General features: G+C 39.2%; 26 protein-coding genes. 16 read left to right on the top strand and 10 right to left on the bottom strand.

From position 1 onward, the window contains the following. Positions 1-21: 21 nt before the first annotated feature. A complete protein-coding gene (locus HZL42_RS06815) occupies positions 22-486 on the bottom strand; it encodes a hypothetical protein (protein WP_219282904.1) in 465 nt (154 codons plus the stop codon). Between the two features lie 124 nt (positions 487-610). After that, the gene (locus HZL42_RS06810) at positions 611-1,948 is read right to left on the bottom strand and encodes an NAD(P)/FAD-dependent oxidoreductase (protein WP_219282903.1); all 1,338 of its coding nucleotides are present in this window, start codon (positions 1,946-1,948) and stop codon (positions 611-613) included. A 338-nt stretch (positions 1,949-2,286) separates the two neighbouring features. On the opposite strand from HZL42_RS06810, the gene HZL42_RS06805 reads away from it, so the two are divergent. Continuing rightward, positions 2,287-3,009, top strand: coding sequence for a gamma-glutamyl-gamma-aminobutyrate hydrolase family protein (locus HZL42_RS06805; RefSeq protein ID WP_219282902.1), 723 nt, complete (start codon positions 2,287-2,289; stop codon positions 3,007-3,009). A gap of 47 nt (positions 3,010-3,056) precedes the next feature. After that, positions 3,057-4,694 carry a peptide ABC transporter substrate-binding protein gene (locus tag HZL42_RS06800; RefSeq protein ID WP_219282901.1) on the top strand — a complete coding sequence of 546 codons (1,638 nt, stop codon included), beginning with the start codon at positions 3,057-3,059 and terminating at the stop codon, positions 4,692-4,694. A 154-nt stretch (positions 4,695-4,848) separates the two neighbouring features. Here the strand turns inward: HZL42_RS06800 and HZL42_RS06795 are convergent, their stop codons facing one another. Then, the gene (locus tag HZL42_RS06795; protein ID WP_219283303.1) at positions 4,849-6,252 is read right to left on the bottom strand and encodes an amino acid permease; all 1,404 of its coding nucleotides are present in this window, start codon (positions 6,250-6,252) and stop codon (positions 4,849-4,851) included. Between the two features lie 104 nt (positions 6,253-6,356). Between HZL42_RS06795 and HZL42_RS06790 the strand changes: the two genes are divergently transcribed. Then, positions 6,357-7,226 (top strand): LysR family transcriptional regulator, encoded by an 870-nt coding sequence (locus HZL42_RS06790; RefSeq protein ID WP_219282900.1) that lies wholly within the window; start codon positions 6,357-6,359, stop codon positions 7,224-7,226. Positions 7,227-7,252: 26 nt separating this feature from the next. Beyond that, positions 7,253-7,744 carry an O-acetyl-ADP-ribose deacetylase gene (locus HZL42_RS06785; protein WP_219282899.1) on the top strand — a complete coding sequence of 164 codons (492 nt, stop codon included), beginning with the start codon at positions 7,253-7,255 and terminating at the stop codon, positions 7,742-7,744. A gap of 5 nt (positions 7,745-7,749) precedes the next feature. Here HZL42_RS06785 and HZL42_RS06780 read toward each other — a convergent pair whose 3' ends face one another. After that, positions 7,750-8,043, bottom strand: a complete 294-nt coding sequence (locus HZL42_RS06780; RefSeq protein WP_219282898.1) for a hypothetical protein — start codon at positions 8,041-8,043, stop codon at positions 7,750-7,752. Between the two features lie 465 nt (positions 8,044-8,508). On the opposite strand from HZL42_RS06780, the gene HZL42_RS06775 reads away from it, so the two are divergent. From HZL42_RS06775 to HZL42_RS06765, 3 genes are read left to right on the top strand one after another with little or no spacing between them, the layout of a single operon-like run. Further along, positions 8,509-9,210 (top strand): amino acid ABC transporter permease, encoded by a 702-nt coding sequence (locus HZL42_RS06775; RefSeq protein ID WP_219282897.1) that lies wholly within the window; start codon positions 8,509-8,511, stop codon positions 9,208-9,210. 14 nt (positions 9,211-9,224) lie between these two features. Continuing rightward, positions 9,225-9,968, top strand: a complete 744-nt coding sequence (locus HZL42_RS06770; RefSeq protein ID WP_219282896.1) for an amino acid ABC transporter ATP-binding protein — start codon at positions 9,225-9,227, stop codon at positions 9,966-9,968. A gap of 15 nt (positions 9,969-9,983) precedes the next feature. Further along, positions 9,984-10,802 (top strand): transporter substrate-binding domain-containing protein, encoded by an 819-nt coding sequence (locus HZL42_RS06765; RefSeq protein WP_219282895.1) that lies wholly within the window; start codon positions 9,984-9,986, stop codon positions 10,800-10,802. A 41-nt stretch (positions 10,803-10,843) separates the two neighbouring features. On the opposite strand, the gene HZL42_RS06760 is transcribed toward HZL42_RS06765, so the two are convergent. Both HZL42_RS06760 and HZL42_RS06755 read right to left on the bottom strand, forming a co-directional pair. Further along, on the bottom strand, positions 10,844-11,812 hold the full coding sequence (locus tag HZL42_RS06760; RefSeq protein ID WP_219282894.1) for an ADP-ribosyltransferase: 969 nt from the start codon (positions 11,810-11,812) through the stop codon (positions 10,844-10,846). A 33-nt stretch (positions 11,813-11,845) separates the two neighbouring features. Continuing rightward, positions 11,846-12,430, bottom strand: coding sequence for a TetR/AcrR family transcriptional regulator (locus tag HZL42_RS06755; protein ID WP_219282893.1), 585 nt, complete (start codon positions 12,428-12,430; stop codon positions 11,846-11,848). A gap of 151 nt (positions 12,431-12,581) precedes the next feature. Here HZL42_RS06755 and HZL42_RS06750 point away from each other — a divergent pair, with 151 nt between their 5' ends. Beyond that, positions 12,582-13,211: a carbonic anhydrase family protein gene (locus HZL42_RS06750; protein ID WP_219282892.1), complete on the top strand. Its 630-nt coding sequence runs from the start codon at positions 12,582-12,584 to the stop codon at positions 13,209-13,211. Positions 13,212-13,264: 53 nt separating this feature from the next. Here the strand turns inward: HZL42_RS06750 and HZL42_RS06745 are convergent, their stop codons facing one another. Next, on the bottom strand, positions 13,265-13,657 hold the full coding sequence (locus tag HZL42_RS06745) for a tautomerase family protein (protein ID WP_219282891.1): 393 nt from the start codon (positions 13,655-13,657) through the stop codon (positions 13,265-13,267). 303 nt (positions 13,658-13,960) lie between these two features. Here HZL42_RS06745 and HZL42_RS06740 point away from each other — a divergent pair, with 303 nt between their 5' ends. From HZL42_RS06740 to HZL42_RS06725, 4 genes are all read left to right on the top strand, one after another. Continuing rightward, a complete protein-coding gene (locus tag HZL42_RS06740; RefSeq protein ID WP_219282890.1) occupies positions 13,961-15,319 on the top strand; it encodes an FAD-dependent oxidoreductase in 1,359 nt (452 codons plus the stop codon). 200 nt (positions 15,320-15,519) lie between these two features. After that, positions 15,520-16,860: an FAD-dependent oxidoreductase gene (locus HZL42_RS06735; RefSeq protein ID WP_219282889.1), complete on the top strand. Its 1,341-nt coding sequence runs from the start codon at positions 15,520-15,522 to the stop codon at positions 16,858-16,860. A 136-nt stretch (positions 16,861-16,996) separates the two neighbouring features. Continuing rightward, on the top strand, positions 16,997-17,473 hold the full coding sequence (locus HZL42_RS06730; protein ID WP_219282888.1) for a glutathione peroxidase: 477 nt from the start codon (positions 16,997-16,999) through the stop codon (positions 17,471-17,473). A 17-nt stretch (positions 17,474-17,490) separates the two neighbouring features. After that, a complete protein-coding gene (locus HZL42_RS06725; RefSeq protein ID WP_219282887.1) occupies positions 17,491-18,063 on the top strand; it encodes a metal-dependent hydrolase in 573 nt (190 codons plus the stop codon). Positions 18,064-18,101: 38 nt separating this feature from the next. On the opposite strand, the gene HZL42_RS06720 is transcribed toward HZL42_RS06725, so the two are convergent. From HZL42_RS06720 to thrC, 3 genes are read right to left on the bottom strand one after another with little or no spacing between them, the layout of a single operon-like run. After that, a complete protein-coding gene (locus tag HZL42_RS06720) occupies positions 18,102-18,536 on the bottom strand; it encodes an ACT domain-containing protein (protein ID WP_219283302.1) in 435 nt (144 codons plus the stop codon). Between the two features lies 1 nt (position 18,537). Further along, entirely contained in the window at positions 18,538-19,422 is an 885-nt protein-coding gene (thrB, locus tag HZL42_RS06715; RefSeq protein WP_219282886.1) for a homoserine kinase, read from the bottom strand. Then, positions 19,415-20,905, bottom strand: coding sequence for a threonine synthase (gene thrC / locus HZL42_RS06710; RefSeq protein WP_219282885.1), 1,491 nt, complete (start codon positions 20,903-20,905; stop codon positions 19,415-19,417). Before thrC ends, thrB begins: the two co-directional genes overlap by 8 nt. 116 nt (positions 20,906-21,021) lie before the next feature. Here thrC and HZL42_RS06705 point away from each other — a divergent pair, with 116 nt between their 5' ends. The 4 genes from HZL42_RS06705 to HZL42_RS06690 all read left to right on the top strand — a co-directional run. Beyond that, positions 21,022-22,206 (top strand): homoserine dehydrogenase, encoded by a 1,185-nt coding sequence (locus tag HZL42_RS06705; protein ID WP_219282884.1) that lies wholly within the window; start codon positions 21,022-21,024, stop codon positions 22,204-22,206. Continuing rightward, on the top strand, positions 22,206-23,543 hold the full coding sequence (locus HZL42_RS06700) for an aspartate kinase (RefSeq protein ID WP_219282883.1): 1,338 nt from the start codon (positions 22,206-22,208) through the stop codon (positions 23,541-23,543). Before HZL42_RS06705 ends, HZL42_RS06700 begins: the two co-directional genes overlap by 1 nt. Before the next feature lie 301 nt (positions 23,544-23,844). Continuing rightward, positions 23,845-24,660 carry a methylenetetrahydrofolate reductase gene (locus tag HZL42_RS06695; RefSeq protein ID WP_219282882.1) on the top strand — a complete coding sequence of 272 codons (816 nt, stop codon included), beginning with the start codon at positions 23,845-23,847 and terminating at the stop codon, positions 24,658-24,660. Positions 24,661-24,766: 106 nt separating this feature from the next. Next, positions 24,767-26,241, top strand: a 1,475-nt coding sequence (locus HZL42_RS06690) for a M1 family metallopeptidase (RefSeq protein WP_219282881.1), incomplete at its 3' end; no start/stop codon positions are given.

The following is a 26,241-nucleotide window of genomic DNA, read 5'->3' as shown; positions in this document are numbered from 1 at the left end:
CCAATCGGCTAGCTTTTTATTTTATTGATATGCGTTTTTTAGGACTTTACCGTCTTGAACTGAGTATAAAATCTTACTATGATCACTATAATCAGTCATGTTGAGCTTGAAGTCTTTATCCTTAGTTTGCTTTGATACATTAGCAGAGGTTTTCTTCAATCCAGCCACAAAACTAGTCCAAGCCTTAATTCCTTCAGAATTATTTTGATTACTTAGCTTAATAATTTCCTTAAGGTCCTTACTAATTGGAACTAGGGTAACTGTATCGCTTCCTTGATCGTATGAAACCTTAAATAGCTTCTTATAGTTATTTTTTAACGATCCAACAAAGTTGTTAATTGCAATTTGTTGTTTTTGAGCTTCTGATGAAGCTGAATTAGCAGATGAGAAATAGGTAGCTGGTAAGCTACTCTTTGCAGGTGCTTTTTCATGATTTTGACAAGCGGCTAATGTAAGCGATGAAGCTAAAACCATAATTAAACCCATAATTTTAGATTTACGCATTTTGATTTATTCATTCCTTTATATAACAAGTTATTTACTATCATATCATTAAAAACTTGCTACATAAACCAGGAAGGATTATTTTTAATTATTTTGTTGCGAAACCTTAAAAACTAGTTAAAATATTGCTACCAAGTGATGGGAAGATGTTAATTAGCCCTTGAATTTGTTCCCGACTAATGTGCCAAGAAATAACCATGTTTAAAATTTCGATTGCATCCGCGGCTTGATCACTAAGTTCACTTGCCCCAACTAGGTAGTCGTCCTTATCAAATACTAATGTTCTAGCGGCTACGGTTTGACCGGATTCCTTATAGTACATTTCGCCTGAGAGGGTGGAACGTTGAACCCGGTAATTATCATCACCGTCAACGGATTCGGGATTAACCCCCACTGTTGCTAGTCGTGGGGATGCAAATACGTTCGTGGGCATTGGTGGGAATTTAATTGGGTCGGTAGTGGCTCCGGTAAACTGCTTTGTTAAATACTTACTTTCAAAGGTTGCAACTGGGGATAATTCTGGTTTACCAAAGTCAATCACATCTCCATCAGCATAAATATTATCAACGCTGGTTTGTAGGTGGTCATTGACCTTAATTCCCTTATCATCAAAATCCACTCCGACAGCCTCCAGTCCAATGTTGTGGACAACTGGATTACGCCCACTAGCGTCTAAAACATAGTCTGTTTTTAGTTGGGTGTCTTGGTATTCAACAATTAATTCTGAATCACTTTGCTTAATTGCCTTAATTGCAGAATTGGCAATGAACTTCATTCCGCGTTCCTTTAAACTAGCTACTAGCTTATCAACCAAGAATGAATCAAAGCCCCGTAATACTCTATCGTGATGCATCAATACGGTCACTTCAGCACCTGCTTCATGGGCGAGGGTGGCTAATTCAATTGCCACGTAGCCGCTGCCAATAACAGTCATTCGTTTAGGAAGGTGGTCAATTGATAGGAAGTGGGTGCTGTCGTGAGTGAGTTCAGTTCCTGGAACATCAATGTGATTAGGAGTCAATCCAGTTGCAATCACGATTTTGTCGGTTGTTAATTGGTTGCCATTTACCTCGATTGTGTGATTATCAACAAGCTTTCCAAAGCCCTTAATTACATCTACACCGGCATTCTTTAGGCGCTTTTTCATGCCGCCAGCTGGATCAGCATCAATATTACGATGCTTTCTTTGCATGTCTTCATACCAATCAACTTTTAATTCGCTTCCACCATAAAGGGTCTTCATTTGACGGGCCTGATAAGCAAGTTCGGCAGGAACATCAAGTGTAAACTTAGGGGTACAACCAAAGTTAGGGCAGGTACCGCCAATGGCAGTAGATTCAATAATTGCAGCATGATAACCCTGGTTACCTAGTGGAACGGCCCCGTTTACAGCTCCAACGCCACCTCCTAAATAAATAACGTCATATTGATATTGATTCCTCATTTTATTTCCTCACTTTCAATTATAATACTACCTAAAAGTGTAGCAGAACTAACTAATAAGTAAATCAATTACCCTTTAAAATAAATTAGAAAAAATTTGACTATTCTAATTTTTTAGAATATACTTAATATTATCAAAATTAATCGGAGGGAATAATCATGACTGTCATTAAAATGAGCTTAATTCAAATTATGTGTTTAGAATTTAAAAGTGTTAAATCATGGTTATTCGGTTTGAAATAGCTAGTTTTGAAAAACCAACTACTTCATTTGGAAAAAGACCACTTTTAGCACTTTTTGTGTTAGGAGTGGTCTTTTGTTATTTTAGGGGGAATATATATGAAAATTGGAATAACTTCAGATGTTCATGAAAACGATGGCGACCCATTGAATGGGGTTCCAAAAACAATTGTTAAGTTATTAAGAGCGCATAATATTACACCAGTTGCGGTTCCAATTGGTAGTTCATCAAAAACTAAGGCCTTAATTGATGAAGTTGATGGATTAATCATTAAGGGTGGAATCGATGTTAATCCAAAACTCTATAATCAAATGGCGCTTTCTACGACTGATGTTCCTGATAATAACCGTGATGCTGCTGAGTTCACCGCTTTGAAGGAATCGACTTCTAATGGAAAGCCAGTGCTTGGCATTTGTCGAGGAATGCAGGCCATTAACGTATTCTTTGGGGGGACTTTATACCAAGATATCTATTCTCAAACCCCTAATTATGAAGAAATCATGAATCATACTGCTGATTGGGATAATGGGTACTTCCCAACTCATATGATTAACGTTGACCCAGATAGCTACCTTGCTGAGTCACTTGGAGCACGGACTAAGGTTAATTCTAGACATCATCAAGCAGTTAACAAAGTGGGCGATGGTCTACGAGTGGTTGCCCGTGCCGATGATGGAATTGTTGAATCCATTGAAGGAAAAGATGGTTTAATTCAAGGGGTTCAATGGCATCCAGAAGACTTATGGGAAAAGGATCCAAAGCAAGAAAAGTTTTTTGAAAAGTTTTTTGCTCATGCTAGAAATCGGGTTGCCTTAAGATAGTTATTACTTTTACACACAATGTAAATTAAACAGAGGATGTGGTTGAATTGAAAAAGGGTTCGATTTGGAAAATTGGAATTGTTACAGCATTATCAGCGTTGGTACTGTCAGCTTGTGGATCAAGCTCTTCTAAAAATTCTAGTTCAAGCGCAGGCAATAAGAAGAATTTAAACTGGATGAGTAGTGCTAGTATTACCACTCTGGATCCTTCAAAAGCAGTTGATAGTGTTAGTGATCAAATTGTCTACAATGCCTATCGGGGACTACTGACCATTAATGGTGGCAATAAAGTTGCTCCTGGAGTAGCAAAGAGTTACAAGGTTTCAAACGATGGGAAAACCTATACGTTCTACCTACGCCATTCGAAGTGGAGTAATGGCACCCCAGTGACTGCAAAGGACTTTGTTTACGGGGTTCAACGAAGCGCTGATCCTAAGACTGCTTCACAGGCTGCATACTATTTAGACCACATCCAAAACTACGACGCAGTTCAGAAAAAGACCAAACCCGTGAGTTCCTTAGGGGTTAAGGCTGATGGCGATTATAAGTTAGTAATCCAATTGAGTAAGCCAGAAAGTTACTTTAAGAACCTGGTTACCCTACCAGTCTTCTACCCACAAAACGAAGCTGCGGTTAAGAAGTATGGTTCTGCTTACGGAACTGAAAGCCAAAAGACAGTTTATAACGGACCGTTTAAGGTTACCGGTTGGTCAGGCAGTAATGATGGTTGGACTCTTACCAAAAATAATTACTACTGGAATGAAAGTAAGACTAAGGTTAATAACATTAAATATACCGTTATTAAGGATCCTGGCACTGGTTTGAACCAATACGAAGCTGGTAAGTTAGATGAATTACAATTGAATGGGAAGCAACAAGTGGAACACTACAAGGGGAACTCACAACTACACTTGAGAAATACTGACAGTGTCTACTACTTGGCATTCAACCAAACTAAGGTTAAGGCATTGAAGAATATCAATATTCGAAAGGCAATTTCCCTAGCAGTTGATAGAAATCAACTCACTAAGGATGTGCTTGGTGATGGCTCTTATCCAGCGAAAGGATTAGTAGCAAAGGGCCTTGCTTCATACAATGGGAAGGACTTTACAGATGATTCCTATAATAAAGCTGCTACGACTGGGAACTTAGCAGAAGCTAAGCAGTACTGGAAGAAGGGGCTCGCTGAAATTAACGCTAAGAAGGTTAACCTTCAATTGCTAAATGATGATACTCCTACTGGAAAATCAGTTAATGAATTCCTCCAAAGTGAACTGGAAAAACTACCTGGCTTGAAGGTATCTAGCTTGACCTTACCACATCCAACTAAGGTTAGTCGTTCCCTTAATAATCAATTCCAAGTTGTCGTTGCCCTTTGGTCACCATCAGTGACTGACCCAACATCACCACTGAACACTAAGGTCAGCAACAACTCCTTGAACTTCGGTAAATGGTCAAATGCTGAGTACGATTCACTAATGAATCGTGCCACAGGGGCTGACGCTAATAATGAAGCAAAGCGTTGGTCTGACATGGTTAAGGCTAATGATATTATGCTTTCGCAACAAGCAATTGCACCACTTTATCAACAAGTTCAACCAGAAGTGATCAAGTCTAACATCCATGGTGTTAAGTACTATCCAAATGGACCAACTTGGGACCTCTCTGAAGTATATGTAAAGTAATAGCTTAAAAGTGAATAAACGCACCTAGGGATTGAATTAAATCTCTAAGGTGCGTTTGTTTTTGTGATTACTAAAATCCATTTCATTATGGCTATCAAAAAGACAACCACAATTCAAAATTGTGATTGCCCTTTTGATTTATTCAGATGTAAAATTACTTACTATTTTGGAGCTTGGAATGTCTAACCCCATACACAAAGTAGAAGATAAACCCAAGGACCAACCAGATACTAACTGAAATCTTAGTGATATCAGGAAGGACCAGGATGAAGAAAATACTGAACAGTCCAGCAATGATTGGTAGAACTGGGTACCATGGCATCTTGAATCCATCGTTTTGGATGTCCGTTCGTTTCCGAAGCTTAATGACTCCAAATGAGATAAAGGTAAAGGCAATCAAGGTACCGGCATTGATTAATGATGCCAACTGTGCAAGTGGAACTAACCCAGCGAAAATTGCTTGCACAATGGTTGCAATAATGATGGCGTTAGAAGGAACCGAATGTTTTTCTGAAACCTTTCCCATCATCTTTGGCAGTAACCCGTCCCGCCCGAGAGCATACACTAATCTGGAACCACCGATAAACATGGTAATCATCGCGGTGAAAATTCCAAAGAGTGCTCCAATGGTAATTAACTTATTCCAAGCGGTAAGGTGAACCACTTCCAGTGCGAATGCTGCCGGGTCATCAATGTTTAGCTGCTTATAGTTAACGATTCCTGTTAACACTAGTGAGAATGATACGTAAAGGATTACTGCAATGATAACAGTTCCCATAATTCCCTTAATTACGTTCTTTCCGGGATCGATGGTTTCAGCAGAGTTCGCTGCGAGGGCATCAAATCCAATAAAAGCAAAGAAGACGGTTGCAGCGGCGGTTGAAATACCACCTAATCCAAAGAGGCTAGAATGGAATTCCTTTGGATAGAATGGGACGTAGTTGCTAGACTTAACATAAAAGACCCCGATAACGATGAATAAAATGATGATGACCACTTTAATGATCACCGCGAAGTTTTCCACCTTGGTGGAAAGTGCGGTTCCCTTCATTAGGATGGCGGAAATCACTAAAATCACGATTACGGCGGTAATGTTAATTACGCCTCCCTCCATTGGTCCAGCTTGAAGGGCCTTCGGGATGTTAATCCCGACTGCTGACAATATGTTATTATTAAAGTAAGCAGCAAATCCAGTTGCTTCAGCTGAGACTGCTAAGAAGTACTCTAGAATTAATGACCATCCTAAAATCCAACCCACGATTTCGCCATAAACGACGGATCCAAATGAATACGCAGAACCTGCGATTGGCATTGCTGAAGAGAATTCAGCATACGCCATGCCGACCAAACCGGAAACGATTGCGGCCATTAAAAAGGCAATGGCAACTGCTGGTCCAGCATGGGAAGCTGCTTCATGGCCAGGTAAAATAAAAATCCCGGTTCCAATCACGGCTCCAATCCCAAGTGATACCAGATCACGTGCGGTTAGCGTCTTAGATAATCGTGAATCAGCCTTTAAGTAGTTACTAACTGATTCCTTTTTGAATATTTGCATAATAAATATCTTCCCCTTTTAATTAGTGTCCTTAACAACTATATATTGAAAGGTGAGATAAGTAAAATTAATAATTAAAATACTTATATTAGAAATGGTGATATAAAATGAACAGACTATTAGTAATTGAGGCAATTTTAAAAACCAATAGTTTTACTAAAGCAGCGGAATTATTAGGGTATACCCAATCATCAGTAAGTCAGATGGTTGCTAGTTTAGAAAAAGAATTTAATATCCAAATTTTGAAGCGGTCTCGGCATGGAGTTCAACTGACTCCTGAAGGAAGAGAATTATACCCATACATCGTTCAAACGATTCGCCAATACCAGGCCCTTAAGGAAACCGCAAGTTCAATTCGAGGACTGAAAACTGGGACCGTTAGAATTGGTGCAATTACCAGTGTTAGTTGTTATTGGTTGCCAGAGTTATTTAAGGAATTTAGACGTGAGTATCCAGACATTGAGTTTGTGCTCCAACAGGGTGACTATGGAATGATTTTGAATTGGCTTAAAAACGGTGTAATCGATTTTGGGTTGATGACCGCTGACTATGGGGATGGTTTCAACAAGCAAATTATTCACACGACCCAAATGAATGCGTTTCTTCCAGTTGATCATCCCCTCGCTAAACTAGACGAAGTACCAATTGAGAAGCTATGCGATGACCCATTCATTTTAGTTGAAGGAGGGGGGTATAGCGAACCACTCGAAGCATTTAACAAAGCGAATGTTAAGCCGAATGTACGCTACCGAATCCAGGATGATTATACAATTATGGCAATGGTAGAAGCCGGGTTAGGAATCAGTATTTTATCTGAACTTGTGTTCAAAAGGACTAATTTTAACGTGGTTAGTAAACCAGTATCACCAGCTGTTAAACGTCCCGTAGCGGTTGTTTATCGTGACAAGGAAACGTTGCCAATTGCTAGTCAGTATTTCATTGAATTTTTGGTTGCTAATCGCGAAAAATTAATCTAGTTATTTTTAAACGGGGGTGATCATTAATGGTCCAAATTAGTTTAACGTTAGGGGATATTACTAAGTTTAATGGTGATGCAATTGTTAATGCAGCTAACCATAGTTTAATGGGTGGCGGCGGTGTTGACGGAGCGATTCACCACGCTGCGGGTCCAGAACTTAACAATGCGTGTGTACACTTAAATGGCTGTCAAACTGGGGAAGCAAAAATCACTCCCGGCTATTGGCTGCCTGCAAAATACATTATTCATACTGTCGGTCCCGTTTGGCACGGGGAAGCCGCTGACGCCGATCAACTGCAAAATTGCTACCGTAACTCACTTAAGGTGGCAGTAAAGAACCATTGTCATACCGTGGCATTTCCGTCAATTAGCACGGGTGCCTATGGCTATCCGGTGTCAGCCGCAGCAAAGGTTGCGATTACAACGTTAAGAAGCATCAACGCTGATGTTGACGTAACAATCGTGTGTTTTGATAAAACGACCCTGGCTGCGTATCAATCAGCACTAGCTAATTAACTAGTTTACTGAGATTCATCAGGGGTACGATGACTGTGATTTTCTTGATGATGGTTATCATTGTTTTTGGAATTCGGGACGTTAAAGTATTGTTGTGGAACGGATTCATTAATTTTAAATCCTGCTTGATGTTTAGTTGCAAAATTATAATCAGCGATAAATGCATTCATTTCACGATGCGATAATTTAGGTTGATTGTTATTAGCATGGGCAAAAAAGGAGCCAAATAAAAATAGGCAACCAACAGCAAGTGCTGCTAGTCCAATATATAGACCCACTAGGTAACTACGGTTTGACATGTTAATAGCCTTCTTTCGATTTCTAGTTAATATTGAAAGTCTTAATACTTTCTTTAATATATTATAAAACAAATTTAAAGATTTGTAAGCGATTTTGTGATAACTTTATATTACAAATTATGTTAAAAATTGTTACAGAGGATTCAAATACTAGTTTCTAGTTAATATTATTGACATATTACTAATTAATTGTTAGTCTTAATTTAACAATTAACGAATGGAGGATTTGCTTTATGACTAGTATGAAAATGATGTGTTGTACATTAATCAATTGTTGTACCTTGTCTAATGCACTAGTTATGAGCTTTTCTCGAAACTATCATCCTTAATGGGCATCCTGTTTGTTATAATTGATTGTACACAAACTAAATTAAGAGTGATAGATTAAAAGGGCATCAAATTAGTGTAATTTACATTAATTTGATGCCCTTTTTGGGTTAATTGAAGTCAGAAGGGAGGAATGTTATGAGTACCTGGGAAATTGTTAAGAGTTCGTTGCCTGAACTAATTCAAGCAGCATTAATCTACACGATTCCAATTGCAATTGTTTCATTTATCATCGGACTAGCGTTAGGGCTGCTAACTGCATTGGTCCGGCTTTCCAAGCAGGGCGGTTGGTTCTTAATTATTAAGGGCATTTTTAGATTTTACGTCTGGCTATTCAGAAGTACACCGCTACTAGTTCAGTTATTTATTGTATTCTTTGGGTTGCCCTACTTAAGAATTGCTGGTGTTTTACCAGAGGGAATTAAATTAACACCGGTTGTTGCGGGAATTTTGACGTTCTCATTAAACACTGGTGCATATGCTTCTGAGACGATTAGAGGAGCAATTCAATCGATTCCATCTGGACAGTGGGAGGCTGCCTATTCGTTAGGGATGACCAAGCGAAAGGTCTTATGGAGAATTATTTTACCGCAGGCCAGTCGGGTTTCACTTCCTCCACTATCAAATGAATTTATTGGTTTGGTGAAGGATACGTCCCTTGCTGCATCAATTACCATTGTTGAAGTTTTTGAAGTGAGTCAGCAGATTGCGGCCCAGAATTATCAACCATTGGTAATGTACATTTTGGCGGCGTTAATTTATGCGGTCATCTGTAGCGTCCTTACCATATTACAGGGTTACCTTGAAAAACGGGTTTCTAAGTATTCCATTAAAGAATAGGAGGTGCGTTAAGAATGTTAAAACTAACCGATGTATCTAAAACGTTCGATCAACAAAAGGCGTTAGACGATGTATCAATTCAATTTCCAAAGGATAAGACAACTGTAATCGTAGGGCCTTCTGGTTCGGGAAAATCAACCCTATTAAGATCATTGAACTTACTAGAAATTCCAGAAGCCGGTGAGTATGATTTTAACGATTTGAAGATTGATTTTACTAAAACAATTAGCTCTAAAACGATTTTAAACGTTAGAAGACACACTAGTATGGTGTTCCAAAATTTTAACCTCTTTCCGCACCTAACGGTCATTAAGAACGTAATGGAAGGACCAGTTCAAGTCTTGGGTAAGGACAAAGCAGCGGCTAAGCAAGAGGCGGAACAGCTCTTAGCAAAGGTGGGGATGGTTGATAAAGCTAATGCCTACCCAGCACAGCTATCCGGCGGGCAGGCACAAAGAGTGGCGATTGCTCGTTCGCTCGCAATGCATCCAGAGTACATTTTACTGGATGAACCAACTAGTGCCCTCGATCCAGAAATCGAGTTAGAGGTTTTGAAGGTCTTATTAGAACTTGCAAAGGAGCAGCAGTCATTGATTATTGTTACCCATAATTTAACGTTTGCCCAACGGGTTGCTGATCAAATTGTATTTATTGAAAATGGGCACGTTGGGTTTGAGGGTCAAACAGTTGATTTCTTTAATTCTAATAATCAACGGATTAAAGATTTCTTGTCAGCAATGTCACTAAAAAATAATTAGGGAGTTTGAATAGTAATGAAATTTAATAAGTTAATTAAGCGTTTATCCATTTTTACCGTATTAATCGGAACCGGAGCACTATTAGCCGCTTGTGGTAATTCTAACAACTCAAGCAAGAGTAGTGATTCATACCAATCAGAATTGACTAAAAAGGGAACTTTTACGGTTGGACTAGAAGGAACTTATGCTCCTTATTCCTACCGTCAAGATGGCAAGCTACAGGGATTTGAAGTTGATTTAGCTAAGGATGTTGCTAAGAAGTTGGACCTAAAGGTGAACTTTGTTCAGACCAAGTGGGATAGTTTAATTGCTGGTTTAGGTAGTAACAAGTACGATGCCGTAATTAATAACATGACGGTTACCCCTGAAAGAGAAAAGCTCTACTCATTCTCAACCCCATACACTTATTCATACTACACTTTGATCACTAAGAGTAATTCTAGCATCAAGAGTATTGATGACATTAAGAACAAGAACATTGTTGATGGTGCTGGAACTGATAATGCCGTAGTTGCTAAGAAGTTTGGTGCTAAGGTATCATCCACTCCTGAAAGTGCTACTGGATACCAATTAATTCAACAAGGTCGTGCTGATGGAACGATTAATTCCGTTCCCGCATGGAAATACTATGCTAAGCATAACTCTACGAAGGGCTTGAAGGAAATTGACGTTCCATCAAGTAAGCAAAAACCTGCTAAGACTTCCATCATGTTTAACAAGAATTCAAAGCAATTAACCAAGAAGGTAAACAAGGCCATCGAAGAACTACGGGCTGATGGCACCCTTAAGAAGCTTTCGATTAAGTACTTTGGTTCTGATATTACAACTAAATAGTTAACCAAATTAAAAAGCTGACGATTAATCATCAGCTTTTTTTATTCCACTAGGTCCATGGTAATTAACTTGTATTTAATTTTAGTAGGCTTAGCCTTAATTTTCTTAGCATGGCTAGCTGTACCAACCTTTCCGTGCATTGAGAAATAGGTTGTAACCTTTTGAATCTTAGAAATCACTAGCTGCGCATTTGGTTGCAATAAGAACTCCTTTTCAGGGCTATTGATTGAAATTGGTGCGATGTAGGCACCGTGATAACCAGCTGGAACGTTTATTTTTAATAGGATGGAGCTCTGAAAACCAGTCGCAATTTTGTGTGAGATACTAGATGATGAAAACGCAGCATCTTGATAGATCCGTCCCACCTTAAGTGGCCGGTTATTGATGCTGGCCTTTAACCCAGCTTCGTTAATTCCCCGGTAGATAGTCATTTTGAATGGGGTTTTAAATTTCATGATTGCTGAATTCACTAATTCGGTTTGTTTTTTAACACTGTTGCTGACTGCCTTTTCAGGGTAGCGCAAATGTTGGTTAATGCTAGTATACCCATTATTAGTATAGTTACCAATTGCCTTTACCTGTTGTTTACTAAGCGTTTTTTTCCATTTTTTCTCAATTTTTAATAACTGTTGGTATTTACTTTTATTAACGTTAGAGGAGTGAAATGAATAGGTAAAACGTTTAAAATCTTGAACATAGAGCGGTTGGTTTTGATTAGCGAATAATACTAGATAACCATTTAAGTATCGTTTGACGATGCTACCAGTCATGAACTGGGGAAGGGTCACTCCATTACGGTAGTCAGGGAGCTTACCTGCACCCAAAGGATAACCTTGAACAGATTGACTTAATGCCCATGTATTACTGGATAGATCGGTAACGTATGAGCTAGTGTTATTATATTCAACTAGTGATTGATTGAAGTTATCGCTTGCGTGGGCTTGGCTAGTGGAAAATCCAAGCCCGGATAAGATAATTCCAATGATAATGGCGGATTTAGTAATATTCATAAAAATTAACTCCTAAGTATTAATCATTAGTGATTAGATTTTATTCGGGAAATATATATCCAAGACGCGGTCTAACGGGACAACAACTGATTTTACGGTATCATCTAAATCGGCGTCGATGTTATCCTTATACCAGTTACCAGCATAAACAACGCCACCGGCAATTTCAGCGGAAAGTAGTTCTGAATTACCATTGAAAATTACACCATGCATTTCACAGTAACTATCAATTATTTTTTGGATGTGGCTTTGGAAAGTATCGAAGAAAACGTTTGAGAGGTTAAATCCCGATTCAGATTGTAATGATTGTCGATTATCATTAATGAATGTAAACATGGGTCTAACGATTTTATTAAGTAATTCTAGTCTTTTAGGAATAAAGTAATCTAGATTTTCAAATGCAGTTTTTAAGTATTTATCAACCCATTGTTCTGAAGCAAATTTAATAAAGTCTTCTTTGTTTTTAAAATGCCGGTAAAAGGTAGCTCGGCCAATGTTAGACCGCTTACATAGATCGTTAATTGATATATCATTAAATGACTGTTTTTTTTGTAGATCTAAAAAAGCATCTATCAAGGCCTTATAGGTCTTTTGAATTCGAATATCCTGCTTATTCATTTACTCACCCTCTTGAATTTATAAACGCAATATATGTTAAAATATATTATTGATACTAACATAGGTCTTACACTAAATAATAGTATCTTCAGATTAAAATCTATTTTGAGATGGTAATACGCTACTAATGAAATGATTAGGGGGCTTTAAATTGTTAAAATATGATAATCAATCAGAATGGTCAAATGATTTTGGAAGTCGGCAATCACCAGTTTTAATTAACACTCAAAATGAACTTTTCACAGATTCGGGATTCAATTATACTGTGAATTCTCAGTATTTATTGACTACATCCATTAATGATCAGACGACAATTAGACTAACTGGAAACGGTCATGCTACGATTTTTAATCGGGAGTTTAGTTTTCAGCAAGTGCACTTTCACGCACCAGCTGAGCATGTAATTGACGGGCAACAGGTTCCGTTTGAAATTCATTTAGTACATCAAAATCAGATTGGTCAGACCCTGGTTACGGCATTAATGGTTAAAGTTGGTGCCGATAACGACCAATTAGAGCAAATTATTGATACATTTGACCCAAATCAAGATAAAAAGGTTCAAATTGACGTTACTGACTGGATTAATTTTGATAATAAACACGGTTTTCACTATTTGGGATCGTTAACCACTCCCCCATTAACAGAGGGAGTCGAGTGGTTAATCATTAATAACGCTCCAATTACAATTGGTAAAGAACAGCTAGTCCGTTATCAGCAATTATTTAGTCCGAATAATCGTGACTTACAACCATTGAATGATCGTCGAATATGTCGATTTTAAAAAAAGAGCAATTAATTGCTCTTTTTATTTTGATTAATTGATGGGTTAACCAATTAATGAAGTGGACCATCAACAAATTGCGCTTTACCGTATCCAAAACTCCAGTCGGCATCACCATTTGTTTGTAAGCTTACTAATAAGTCCTTGGAATCTAATCCCAGTTTAGCGTTTAATTCCTTGGCTAACTGATCATAAAAGGCCCGTTTTTGGGTAACGTTTCTGGAACGGGTAGTAATGTGGAAGACCACAACGTCTTGGCTTCTTTCAATGCCCAGTCCGGAATCTAAAATATTCATTTCAAATGGTTCATGTTGGGTTAAGACTTGATAGCGGTCACCATTAGGAACGCCAAAGGTATTTAACATTACTTGATATGATACTTCTAGTAATTCCTTTAGGTATTTTTCATCATGACCCTTAATAACATCAATTCTCATAAGTGGCAAAATAATCACGTCCTTAACTATTATTATTTCCATTATATAATAATGACTAGTTATTGTGAATTTTAAATTATTAATATTTATTGGTGTACAATATAAATATCAATATATCGTTTACGACTAATTGTTTTATTGTTATAATATTTGTAAATTACAATGATTAATACAATCTATGTTCAAATTACAATTATTAATGGATGCTAATACTTGTAATTCAAAATGATTTTGATATAATTGGATTAATTAATAATTATTATAATTTAAAAACGATTATTACTTTAGTTTTCGAAAGGCGGGTTATGAATTATGAAAGTTGTTGTTGTAGGATCATCACACGGTGGATATGAAGCAGTTCGTCAGGTATTATTGGACGCCCCAGATGCCGAAATCCAATGGTATGAAAAGGGTGACTTTATCTCATTCTTATCATGTGGGATGCAATTATACCTTGAAGGGGTAGTAAAGCACGTTAATGATGTTAGCTATGCGAAACCCGATGAAGTTCGTAAAGAAGGGGTCGATGTTTTTGTTAAACAAGAAGTTGCAGCAATCGATCCAGATAAGCACACGGTTCACGTTGTTAATCATAATGACGGTTCAGAACGGGATGAAAGTTACGATAAGTTAATCATGAGTCCTGGTGCCGTTCCTGCTAACCTGCACGTTAATGGTGAAGACTTAGAAAACGTATACAAAATGCGTGGCCGTGATTGGGCAATTAAATTAAAGGAAAAAACGGTTGACCCATCAGTTAAGAACGTAGTTGTAATCGGTTCTGGTTACATTGGAATTGAAGCCGCTGAAGTATTTGCTAAAGCTGGAATGAAGGTTTCAATCGTTGAACATAACGAACGGCTATTAGGGGTTTACTTGGATAAGGAATTCACAGATACATTAACTAACGTTATGAAGGATCATAACGTTGACTTTTATGGAAGCCAAGGGGTTTCCGAATATAAGGGTGAAAATGGTAAGGTTACCGCTGCCGTTACTGAAAAGGGAGTTGAAATTCCAGCTGACTTAGTAGTTGAAGCTGCTGGAATTCACGCAAACACTGAATGGTTAAACGGGGTCGTTGAATTAGATGACCATGGTTTGATCAAGGTGGACGAACATAACCAAACTAGCAACCCTGATATCTATGCAGTTGGTGATGCTACGCTAGTTCCATTTGCACCTACTGGGACTCAAGCTAGAATCGCACTTGCTACTACTGCTAGACGCCAAGGTCGCAACGCAGCCCTAAACGCCCTCGGCAAGCAGCACTCAATGGTACCAGTTTCTGGTTCCAGTGCGCTTTCAGTATTTGACTACAAGTTTGCTTCAACTGGGATTAAGGAAGGGACTGAAGCTCGTTTTGGAGTTAAAACCCAATCCACAGTTGTTAGGGATACTTTTAGACCACCATTCGTTCCAGATGCCGCTGGTAATGCTGAAGTGATCTTTAAGTTAACATACGATCCAAGCAGCCACGTAGTATTAGGAGCTCAAGTAATGTCTACCCAAGATTCAACTCAAAACATTAATGCAATTTCATTGGCAATTCAAGCTAAGATGACCGTTGAAGATTTAGCATATGCTGATTTCTTCTTCCAACCTGGTTTTGATCGTCCTTGGAACATCATTAATGTTGCAGCACAACAAGCAATCGAAGATTTAAAATAATTCTAATTTGAAATAAAGCATTTCCGTGATTTTGATGGCGGGAATGCTTTATTTGTTTTGCATGAATTATTAATTCATAAATTAATATTAATTCGTGAACAACCTACTTGTTATTGTCTTCACAATGGATTATGATAAAGCCATAAATTATATTAATAGACATTATTACCTGAGTTGTTCAGGTTAAAGGAGATTTAATTATGAAGGTTATTGTTATAGGTTGTACGCATGCAGGGACGTTTGCTGTTAAACAAATTTTAAAGGAACATCCAGACGCACAGGTAACGGTGTACGAAAGAAATGACAATATTTCATTCCTTTCTTGTGGGATTGCGCTTTTCTTAGATGGAAAGGTTGCTGATCCACAAGGACTATTCTACTCAAATCCTAAGGAATTAAAGGATCTTGGTGCAGACGTTGAAATGTTACACGACGTTAAGTCTGTAGATGTTGACGCCAAGACCGTAGAAGTTGAAGATTTAGAAAACAAAGCCGTTACTACTGAAAGTTATGACAAGTTAGTTATGACGACTGGTTCACGTCCTGTTTTACCACCAATTGATGGGGTTGATAACAAGAACGTTTACCTTTGTAAGAACTGGCATGATGCCCAAGTCCTATTTGAAAAAGCTAAGGACAACAAGCGCATTACCATCGTCGGTGGTGGGTACATCGGAGCTGAGTTAGCAGAAGCTTACTCTAACCATGGTCACGATGTAACTCTAGTTGATACTAACGATCGAGTAATGTCCAAATACTTTGATAAAAAGTTCACTGACAAAATTGAAGCTAGTTACAAGGAACACGGGGTCAACTTACTATTAGACCAACGGGTTTCTAAGTTTGCTGGGGATGATGAATTAACCATCACTACTGACAAGGGCGAAATCAAGACTGATATGGCCATCCTTTGTGTTGGTTTCAGACCAAACACAGAACTATTAAAGGGTAAGGTTGACATGTTACCAAACGGTGCCATTAAGACTAACGACTACATGCAAACTTCAAACCCTGACATTTTCGGGGCGGGAGATAGTGTAGCTGTTCACTATAACCCAACTGGTAAGGATGCTTACATTCCATTGGCTACAAATGCTGTTCGTCAAGGAATCTTAGTTGGTAAGAACCTTGTAGAGCCGACTGTTAAGTACATGGGGACTCAATCCTCATCAGGACTTGAACTATACGGAAACGCAATCGTTTCTACCGGTTTAACAATGGCTAACGCTGAACAACAAGGGGTTAAAGCTCGCGAAGTTGTGATTGAAGATAACTATCGTCCAGAATTCATGCCTACTACTACGCCAGTATTGATGTCATTAGTTTATGATCCAGATACGCGTCGGATTCTTGGTGGTGCTTTGATGAGTAAGTATGATATCTCACAATCTGCTAATACCCTTTCAGTATGTATTCAAAACAACAATACAATTGATGATTTAGCAATGGTTGATATGTTATTCCAACCAAACTTTGACCGTCCATTTAACTACTTGAACATCTTAGGTCAAGCTGCTCAAGCACAAGCTGATAATCAGTAATTAAGATAGTCAATTAGAAAGTCCTCTTTTCAGAGGGCTTTTTATTTTTGTTTAAAGTTTGAGACAATTGAATAGCATAAAGAATATTAATGTGTGATAATTATATTCATAAATAAATATGGAGGGGTGTTATTTGATGAGTTCAATTTATGATTTTACCGAAACTGAAATGAGTGGCCAATCACTCCCACTCAGCGAATATAAGGATAAAGTAGTCATAGTGGTTAATACCGCAAGTAAATGTGGATTGGCTGGTCAATTAGAAGATTTGGAGTCGCTATATAAGAAATACCACCAAGATGGACTAGAAATTTTGGGATTACCATCTAACCAGTTCAAACAAGAACTATCAGGTGATAAGGAAATTAGTGAGTACTGTCAAATGCACTATGGAGTGACATTCCCAATGACAAAACCCGTAAAGGTAAATGGGGATGACACAAATCCACTGTTTGCATACCTAAAGGAAGAATCCGGACATGGACGGATCAAGTGGAACTACACTAAATTTTTAATTGGTCGTGATGGTCAATTAATTAAGCGATATGCACCAATTACAAAACCAGAAAAGATGGAGCCGGAAATAGTGGAGGCCCTCTATTCTGAAGACTAGGAAGAGATGAAAAAGCGATGGCACTTCGTAGAACGCATATCGCCGCTTCAGAGGCATTGGTTTTGGGAGGATTATTTGTTACGAATCAACCCATTGCTGTTGAAATGATTAGTGTCTTGGGGGTCTGGATTGGCGCTCAAATGCCAGATATAGATGTAAAAAACACTAGAATTAATAGATTCTTTGGGGTGTTCGGATTCATTTTTGCAATCCAAAAGCACCGGACCTGGACCCACAGTATTTGGTCGGTGCTACTAATGGGGGCTGCGGCCAAATCCCTGCCTGTTTTTAAGCTAATGGAAGCCAATTTTGCTAACATTAACTTTCAGCGGGTCTTTTATTGGGCAGTGTTTGCTGGATACCTCCTGCACTTAATTGAAGATAGTTTTTCTAAGCAGGGGGTGCGGTGGTTTTATCCAATCACAGTGAATGACGATTCCAAAAAATACCGCCGAACGGGGAGCCGCCGTAGCAAATGGTACTTTTACCAGACTGGTGGTCCAGCTGAAGAATTGTTCTATTTATTTTCCGTCTTAGCAATTGTTTACTTATCCATCATGATTTTTAACAATAATTATCTAATTAAATAGGGAATTGACATTTTTGGTCAATTCCCTATTTTTAGTTATTATTCAATTGAGATAAGGTTCACGTTACTGGTTCCATCAATGTTCCTAATACTGACTAGTAGTTCATCAATCGTGTGCTCCATATGGGTTAAATCCAACGAAATAACAACACTGGCGACGTTATGAATCGGAATGTTTTGGTTAATTGTTAAAATGTTGGCATTGCTATCTGAAATGGTTGCAAGAACTCGGGATAGTAAGCCATTTTTATTATCCAACATGAATGAAATCAGTGCCTTACGATCCCACGAGGCATTATTAGCCTCATATACTAGGTCTTTATACTTATAATAGCTACCGCGGCTAATTCCAACGGCCTTAACCGCATCGCTAATTTTTTTGAATTGCCCAGTATCAAGCATGTGCCGGGCTTGGATGACCTTACTAAACGTTTCCGGAAGCAGCGACTGGTCAACAATATAGTATTTATCGATTTTAAAGCACCTCGCTTTTAAACCCATCATTATCAACTTTAACGGCCTTTACAGTCCATTCTGGGAATTCATCTTCCAATGTCAAACGAAGCTGCTGTTGCTTATCAGGAGCGTTAGTAATTGCCATCATGGTAGATCCACTTCCGCTAACGTATAGGACCGCGGCTAGTTGATTACAAATTGCCTTTACCCGGTCAAAATGATTAATTAATTTTTGCCGGAAGGGTTCGTGCATTCGATCGTCCATCGCTTCACCCAGCTGGCTAATGTTACCAGTGCTGATTGCGTGGGTCATTAACATACTATGGCTAACCTGGTGGGTAACATCAGCATAGCTCATTTCAGCGGGGAGGACCCGTCGGGCATCGGCAGTGCTGATTTTGAAATTGGGAATGATTGCAGTAAATTGATACTCATCATTGACTGGATATTTAACTACTTGCACCTGCGAATTAGAATCTACGAACGCCATGCATAGGCCACCATAAATTGCTGGGGCGACGTTATCTGGATGCCCCTCCATCTTAGTCGCAATTGCTAGTAACTGCTCATTGCTTAACTGGTTATCAAACCACTGGTTAGCGCCGGCAAGCCCGCCGACAATGCAGACGGCCGAGCTACCCAACCCTCTAGATACGGGAACGTCACTTTGAATATTAATTTTTACGGCTGGAACGGGAACGGCTAAAAAATCACAAACGGCCTTAAAACCCTTGTATACTAGGTTATCCGCGTTTTGAAAGTCCACTGGGCAGCCACTAATTGATAACTGCTGATCTGGATTTTTGCTAAACGTGAACGTGGAATGCATTGTAACGGCAATTCCAATACAATCAAACCCGACTGATAAGTTAGCACTAGTGGCTGGAACGGTTACCTTAATCATGATTCTTAAACACCTCCATTGAACGTTCATAAACGAATTCCGCCATCTGATCGGGTTCGATCACTGGAGCCTGATCTTCTGGTAATGACCATACTTTGGCTAAGTTTTCTGGAACGGCGACCCTAGTAAAATCAAATAGCGCCTTGGTAGTATCAATTGCATTTGCTTCGTGGTGTCCCATAACAGCGTCTGCAACTGCATCCACAAATTTATATGGACTTGCAGTACTTAAAAGCACCATTGGGGTTTCCGGATGCTTAGCTTGGGCGGCCCGCATAACTGAATAACCGGAGGCGGTGTGGGGATCCATCAAGTAGTGGTCTCTTTCAAAGACTTCCTTTATTGATGCTTCGATTTGAGCGTCATCACTGTAGCCACATTCAAAATCAGCTTGAATTGAAGCTAGTAATTCGGGACTGACCTGGTACTTACCGCTAGTTTCTAGTTGATCCATTAGGGCCTTAATTGCTGATGAATCTTCCCCGCTCTTGTAGAACAAGAGCCGTTCAAAATTACTGGAAATTTGGATGTCCATGCTTGGAGCTACGGTCTTAAAGAATGGCCGGTTTCGATCATAAACACCATTTTCAAAGAAATCAGCTAGCACCTTGTTGGAATTGCATGCCACCACGAGCTTTTCAACCGGTAATCCCAGCATTTTAGCGTAGTAACCAGCTAAAACATCCCCAAAATTTCCGGTTGGGACCGTGAAGCTAACGGGTTGCCCCAATTCGACTTGTTGATTTGCTACTAGTTGTTTATACGCATTAAAGTAGTAGACAATTTGTGGAATCAAGCGGCCGATGTTGATTGAATTAGCACTGGATAGGCTGATGTTAGAGCCTAACTTAGCCTTTAAGTCCGCATCGTTAAAAATCTGCTTAACGTTAGTCTGGGCATCATCAAAATTACCATCAATTGCGGCCACATTGGTGTTAGCGCCCTTAGTGGTTAACATCTGTTGTTTTTGAATGGGGCTAACTCCGCCGTCAGGGAAGAATACGCTGATTCCCATTTGGTCGGTATCTTTAAAACCAGCAAGTGCAGCGGTACCAGTATCACCACTAGTAGCGGCTAAAATCATTACGCGTTGTTCAGGAGTTAATGCAGTCCGCATTAGTTCTGGAAGTAGTTGGAGGCCAACGTCCTTAAATGCACTAGTGGGACCATGAAATAGCTCTAAAACGTGGAAATTATCGACATCTTTAATGGGGGTAATTCTATCATCGCTGAATGAATGGTCGTATGCATTATGAAGACATTGATCAATTTCTTCATTAGAGAAGTCGGGAAGGAGAATTCTTAAAACCTCGGCCGCCATTCCCTGGTAATCCTTCTTAATTAAGGTCGGTAAATCAACCTTATTTTCTGAAAGATGGGGTAGAACGAATAATCCTTTGTCGTCTGAGAAGCCCTTAATAATCGCCTGCTTAGCGTTAATTTTAATATTAGCATCCCGGGTACTTATGTAGTATTTATTCATAATTTATTCCTCCATAAACTTGCATTTGATTTATAACCATGATAGTATGTTTTTAAATAAAAAACAAGTGTTTATTAAAAATATACAAATTACATAAATTTAGGAGGCTGTGTTTTATGAATATTGCGATTTTAGGATTGGGAACCGTAGGAACAGGAATTGTTAAGATAATTGAAGGTGCCAATCCGATGTCAATGACAGCAGATCTCCATATTTCCCATATCTTTGTTCGTCCTGAAAAGGTTGCTCAGGATGATAGTGATAAGTTAACTTCTGATTACGATGCCATCTTAAATGATGATAGTGTAGAAACGGTCGTGGAAGTTTTAGGGGGAATTGAACCTGCGCATACGATGATTAAGCAGGCCTTGCAAAACCATAAAAATGTCGTTACCGCTAATAAAGCGGTTGTAGCTAGGTATATGGAAGAATTCAAGCAGGTTGCTAAGGAAAATAACGTTCAATTCCGGTTTGAAGCTAGTGTGGGTGGCGGCATTCCTTGGATTGTTAATCTCGAACGGGGACTTAGAATTGACGCCGTTGATTCTGTTCATGGAATCTTCAATGGAACTAGCAACTTCATTTTAGATCAAATGACAAAGACGGGGGCATCTTTTGAATCAGTACTGAAGGAAGCTCAAGACCTAGGGTATGCTGAAGCTGATCCAAGTGCCGATATTGATGGCTATGATATTGAAAATAAACTTTGTATCAGTGTTGATGTAGCATACGATACGTTGGTTCACCCCGGTGAAAACCTCCCTAAGTTTGGCATTCGGACAATTGAAGCTCAAGATATTGCCCACTTTAAAGACCTAGGGCTAGTTGCTAAGTTAATCGGACGGAGCGAATTATCCGGAGACCACTTCAGTTACGTGATCGAACCAGTTCTATATCAACAAGGCGTAATTGAAGCTAGTATTAATGATAACTTTAATTATGCTAGTTTTCATGGAGAATCTATCGGGGATCTCGGCTTTATTGGACAGGGTGCTGGAATGATGCCAACTGGTCATGCAGTGGTTCAAGATATTTTGGACATTAATGGCCAGGTAAAGCACCTAATTCGGACGCTAGAAAAACAATTTACAATTGATAATCAATTTGATAAAGGGGACTATATTGTTAGAACCACTTCTGATCAATTTGATTCATTAACTAGTAACTGGAACGTTACAACTGATGGTAAGTACAAAACGGTTTCGGATATTGACGCTGCATCGATGCACTCAATAATGAAACGGGTATTGGCTTCAGATGATACTGCATTTATGGCGCGGGTTTCAGGGGGTGCTGAGTAATGATTGTTACTAAATTTGGTGGAAGTTCAATGGCTGATGCTAGTCAGCTAAAAAAGGTCAAAGGGATTTTAAGTCAAAATCCCCAACGTAAAATTGCAGTGGTTAGTGCAGCCGGAAAGGGAACTAACAATCCCGTTAAGCTAACCGATCAGTTAATTGAAATTTACAACCTAGTTCATGCTAATAAGGATTACCTGGGTGCCCTTGATGCTGTTTGGGACCGCATTTATTCAATGGTAGAGGAGTTAAATCTAAAGCTACCAGTTCGTGAAGAATTTGATGCCATTGCGAACCAAATTAACCAATTAACGTATGCTGAACTGGTTTCTCGTGGAGAATACCTAACTGCTAAGCTCCTGTCAGCTTATTTAGGTTGGCCAATGGTCGATTCTGCTGACTTCTTAGTCCTAAATAATGGTAAGGTGGACTACGCTCAATCTAAGCAGCGCCTATTAATGCTAGGCAAGAACATCGAACACTGTGTAATTCCCGGATTCTATGGAGTTGACCCAGACGGTGAAATTGCCCTCCTTCCCCGTGGTGGTGGTGACACCTCAGGAGCAGTAGTGGCTAACCTAGTAAACGCGCAATGTTACGAAAATTGGACTGATACGAACGGGATTTTAGCGGTGGATCCACGAATCGTTAAGAATCCAGCTAAGGTGGATGTTCTATCCTATGATGAGTTACAAGAATTATCATACTTGGGGGTTAAAGTTTTTAATGAAGAGGCAATTCAACCAGTTCGAATTAAGCAGATCCCAATTAGAATTATGAATACGAATCAACCCGATTTAGGGGGGACGTTTGTTGTTACAAGTAAGCAGGACTTTGATTATGATTCAGACATTGCAGGGGTTGCCGGAAAGCAAAATCAGGCGATTCTATCAGTAAAGAAGTACCAGTTATCCAATGATGTAAACGCAATTATTGACTTAATCAAGTTGGTGAATGCAAATCACCTAAAGTCAACTTACTCTCTTTCTGGTGATTCCATTACGTTCGTCCTATCTGGAAACGTGGATAGTGAGATGCTTGATCACCTGGTGGCTAGAATTAATGCGGTTGTGAAACCAGATAACGTCTCAGTGAAAACGGGAATGGCTAAGATTGCAGTCGTTTCTGAAGCATTCTATGGTCGGCCAAAGTTAGTTGGAAAGATGATTGACTTACTAGAGGATAATCAAATTAAGGTCCAACAAGTGATTCAAACCAATTCAGACATTAAAGTGGTGTTTGGAATTGCTAATAAAGATTACCAGCGGGCGATTGAATGTTTGTACAAACAATTTTTTCGTTTTGAAAAACAAAGTTCAAGACTGATTGTTAATTATTAAATTATAACCATCAATCGTTTTAGGTTAACCGAATATTATTCTTGACGAACTGGTAGAATGGCTTTTATAATGGTGATGGATAGTTATCGATGACTAGATTATTTTGAGTTTTAAAATAACCATTTAAAATTCCATTCTTCCTAATATTAGACACAGATTATAATTAGTATTCCTTTCTTCTTAAAATGACTGATAACTTTATCCTATACGGAGCCCAGCATTCAACTCAGCGGTTGTTTGTTGGGCTCTGTTTATTTTTTTACTGAGCGTTATTAAATTGAACGGGGATGGTGATTAACGAATGAGTATCAGTTCCAATATTAATCTAACGTTAGAGCTTCAGGTTAGTTCTGATGAAAACGAGAACCAGCGTAACTTTGATTTTCTTCAAAAAATTCAACCGCTTGCGGTGTACGTCCCATTTGGTGCGGGAGGCAACCAACAACAGGGGGATTGGCTAGGGTTTGTGGACCATATTCAAAACCAATTACAGATTCCGGTGGTTCCCCATTTGACTGGCTACTATCAGACTCAAGCGGCCATTTTAGATCAAGTTGAAAAGCTTCGTTTGCTAAACATTAACCAGCTGTTAGTGCTTCGTGGGGATGCGATTAACGGTCAACAATCTTCGAATGAATTTCCACACGCGAGTGACTTAATCCAGTTGATTAAATCAATTGCACCGGAGTTCAAAATTAACGGGGCTTGCTATCCCGAGGGACACTATGAGGCGCCTAGCCTAGCTGTCGATATTCAAAACCTAAAGCACAAGGTTTCCGCTGGGTGTGATGAATTGGTCACCCAGGTGGAGTTTGATAACACAACCATCATTGAATTTTTTAAACGGGTTAGGGCAACTGGAATTAGAGTACCAATTAGGGTGGGCATTTTACCGGTTTTGGATCGAACACGGGTGCAAAAATTAATCCAGTTGACCCACGTTAAAGTGCCCCAACGGCTGGCTGATATTATGGAAGTGGAAGATCCAGAGCGGTTTACGACGTTGGGCTGCCAATTTACCAATGACCAGTTAGCTGATTTAACCAGCCATGGGATCGATAATATCCACTTGTACTCACTGAATAATCCAGTAGTATTTCAATCGTTAATTGATTAGTACAAGATGTAAAGGTGGCATAGTTTTTTACAAAAATGTATAATTAAAATATAATAATAAAAAAATGAAACTAAAATAATAAAATGATTTAAAGGGGTACCTGTTAATGACTGAATTTAAGAGACTTTATCCGGTTTTACAACCGGATCATTATGATTTATTGATCAATGTTGATCGTGGTAAAAAATTAATTACTGGGAAAACGACCGTTACTGCTAATGCTAAGCAAACTTCAGTTGCGGTTCATCAAAAGGGCCTTTCGGTATCAGCAGTAAGTGTTGATGGTGACGCGGTTGACTTTAGCGTGGATAACGATGCTGAATTAATTAACTTTGCACTCCCAGCAACTGGGAAAACGACTTTTACGATTGAGTATACCGCTCCACTAACTGATACCATGATGGGCATTTACCCATCCTACTACGAAGTTGATGGGGTTAAGAAGCAGTTAGTGGGTACTCAATTTGAAACTAACTTTGCCCGGCAAGCATTTCCATGTGTTGACGAACCGGAAGCAAAGGCTACTTTTAGCCTAGCGATTAAGTATGATGAACAACCTGGTGAAACTGTCATTAGTAACATGCCAGAAGTCAAAGAAGAAGACGGCGTTCACTACTTCCAAGAAACGGTTAAGATGTCTACCTACTTAGTTGCATTTGGATTTGGTGATTTACAAAGCAAGGAAACTAAAACTGAAAGTGGCGTTAAAGTAGGGGTATTTGCTACGAAGGCTCATGAACCAAAAGAACTTGACTTTGCATTGGACATTGCTAAACGCTCAATCGAGTTTTATGAAGATTTCTACCAAACTCCATACCCACTTCCTCATTCATGGCAATTAGCACTTCCTGACTTTTCAGCTGGGGCAATGGAAAACTGGGGGTTAGTAACCTATCGGGAAGCTTACCTACTATTAGATCCTGATAACACCGCCCTCTCTAATAAGCAACTAGTAGCGACCGTCATTGCCCATGAACTAGCTCATCAATGGTTTGGTGATTTAGTAACCATGCAGTGGTGGGATGACCTCTGGTTAAACGAAAGTTTTGCTAACATGATGGAATATGTGGCAATTGATGCAATCGAACCAAAGTGGAATATCTGGGAAAGTTTCCAAACTGCGGATGTTCCGGCAGCATTGCAACGGGATGCTACCGATGGAGTTCAATCAGTTCACGTGGAGGTTAACCATCCTGCTGAAATTGATGCCCTCTTTGATGCAGCAATCGTTTATGCTAAGGGAGCCCGGATGTTAGTAATGGTGCGGGCGCTTATTGGTGACGAAGCACTAAGAGCGGGACTAAAGGCTTATTTTGCTGCCCATAAGTATGGAAATGCTAAGGGTGATGATCTTTGGAACGCCCTTGGGAAAGCATCTGGAATTGACTTAGCTAAAATTATGAAGACCTGGCTAGAACAACCTGGTTACCCAGTGGTCACCGCTGCGGTTGTTAATGGCGAACTGACCCTAACTCAAAAGCAGTTCTTTATAGGGGAAGGGAAGGACGTTGGCCGGCTCTGGCAAATTCCATTGAATAGTAACTATGATGCTGCCCCAGCAATCTTTGCTGATCAAAAGGT

Source organism: Lactobacillus sp. Sy-1, from assembly GCF_019303535.1.
Lineage (GTDB): Bacteria > Bacillota > Bacilli > Lactobacillales > Lactobacillaceae > Nicoliella.
This window is presented reverse-complemented; position numbering and strand designations above follow the sequence as displayed.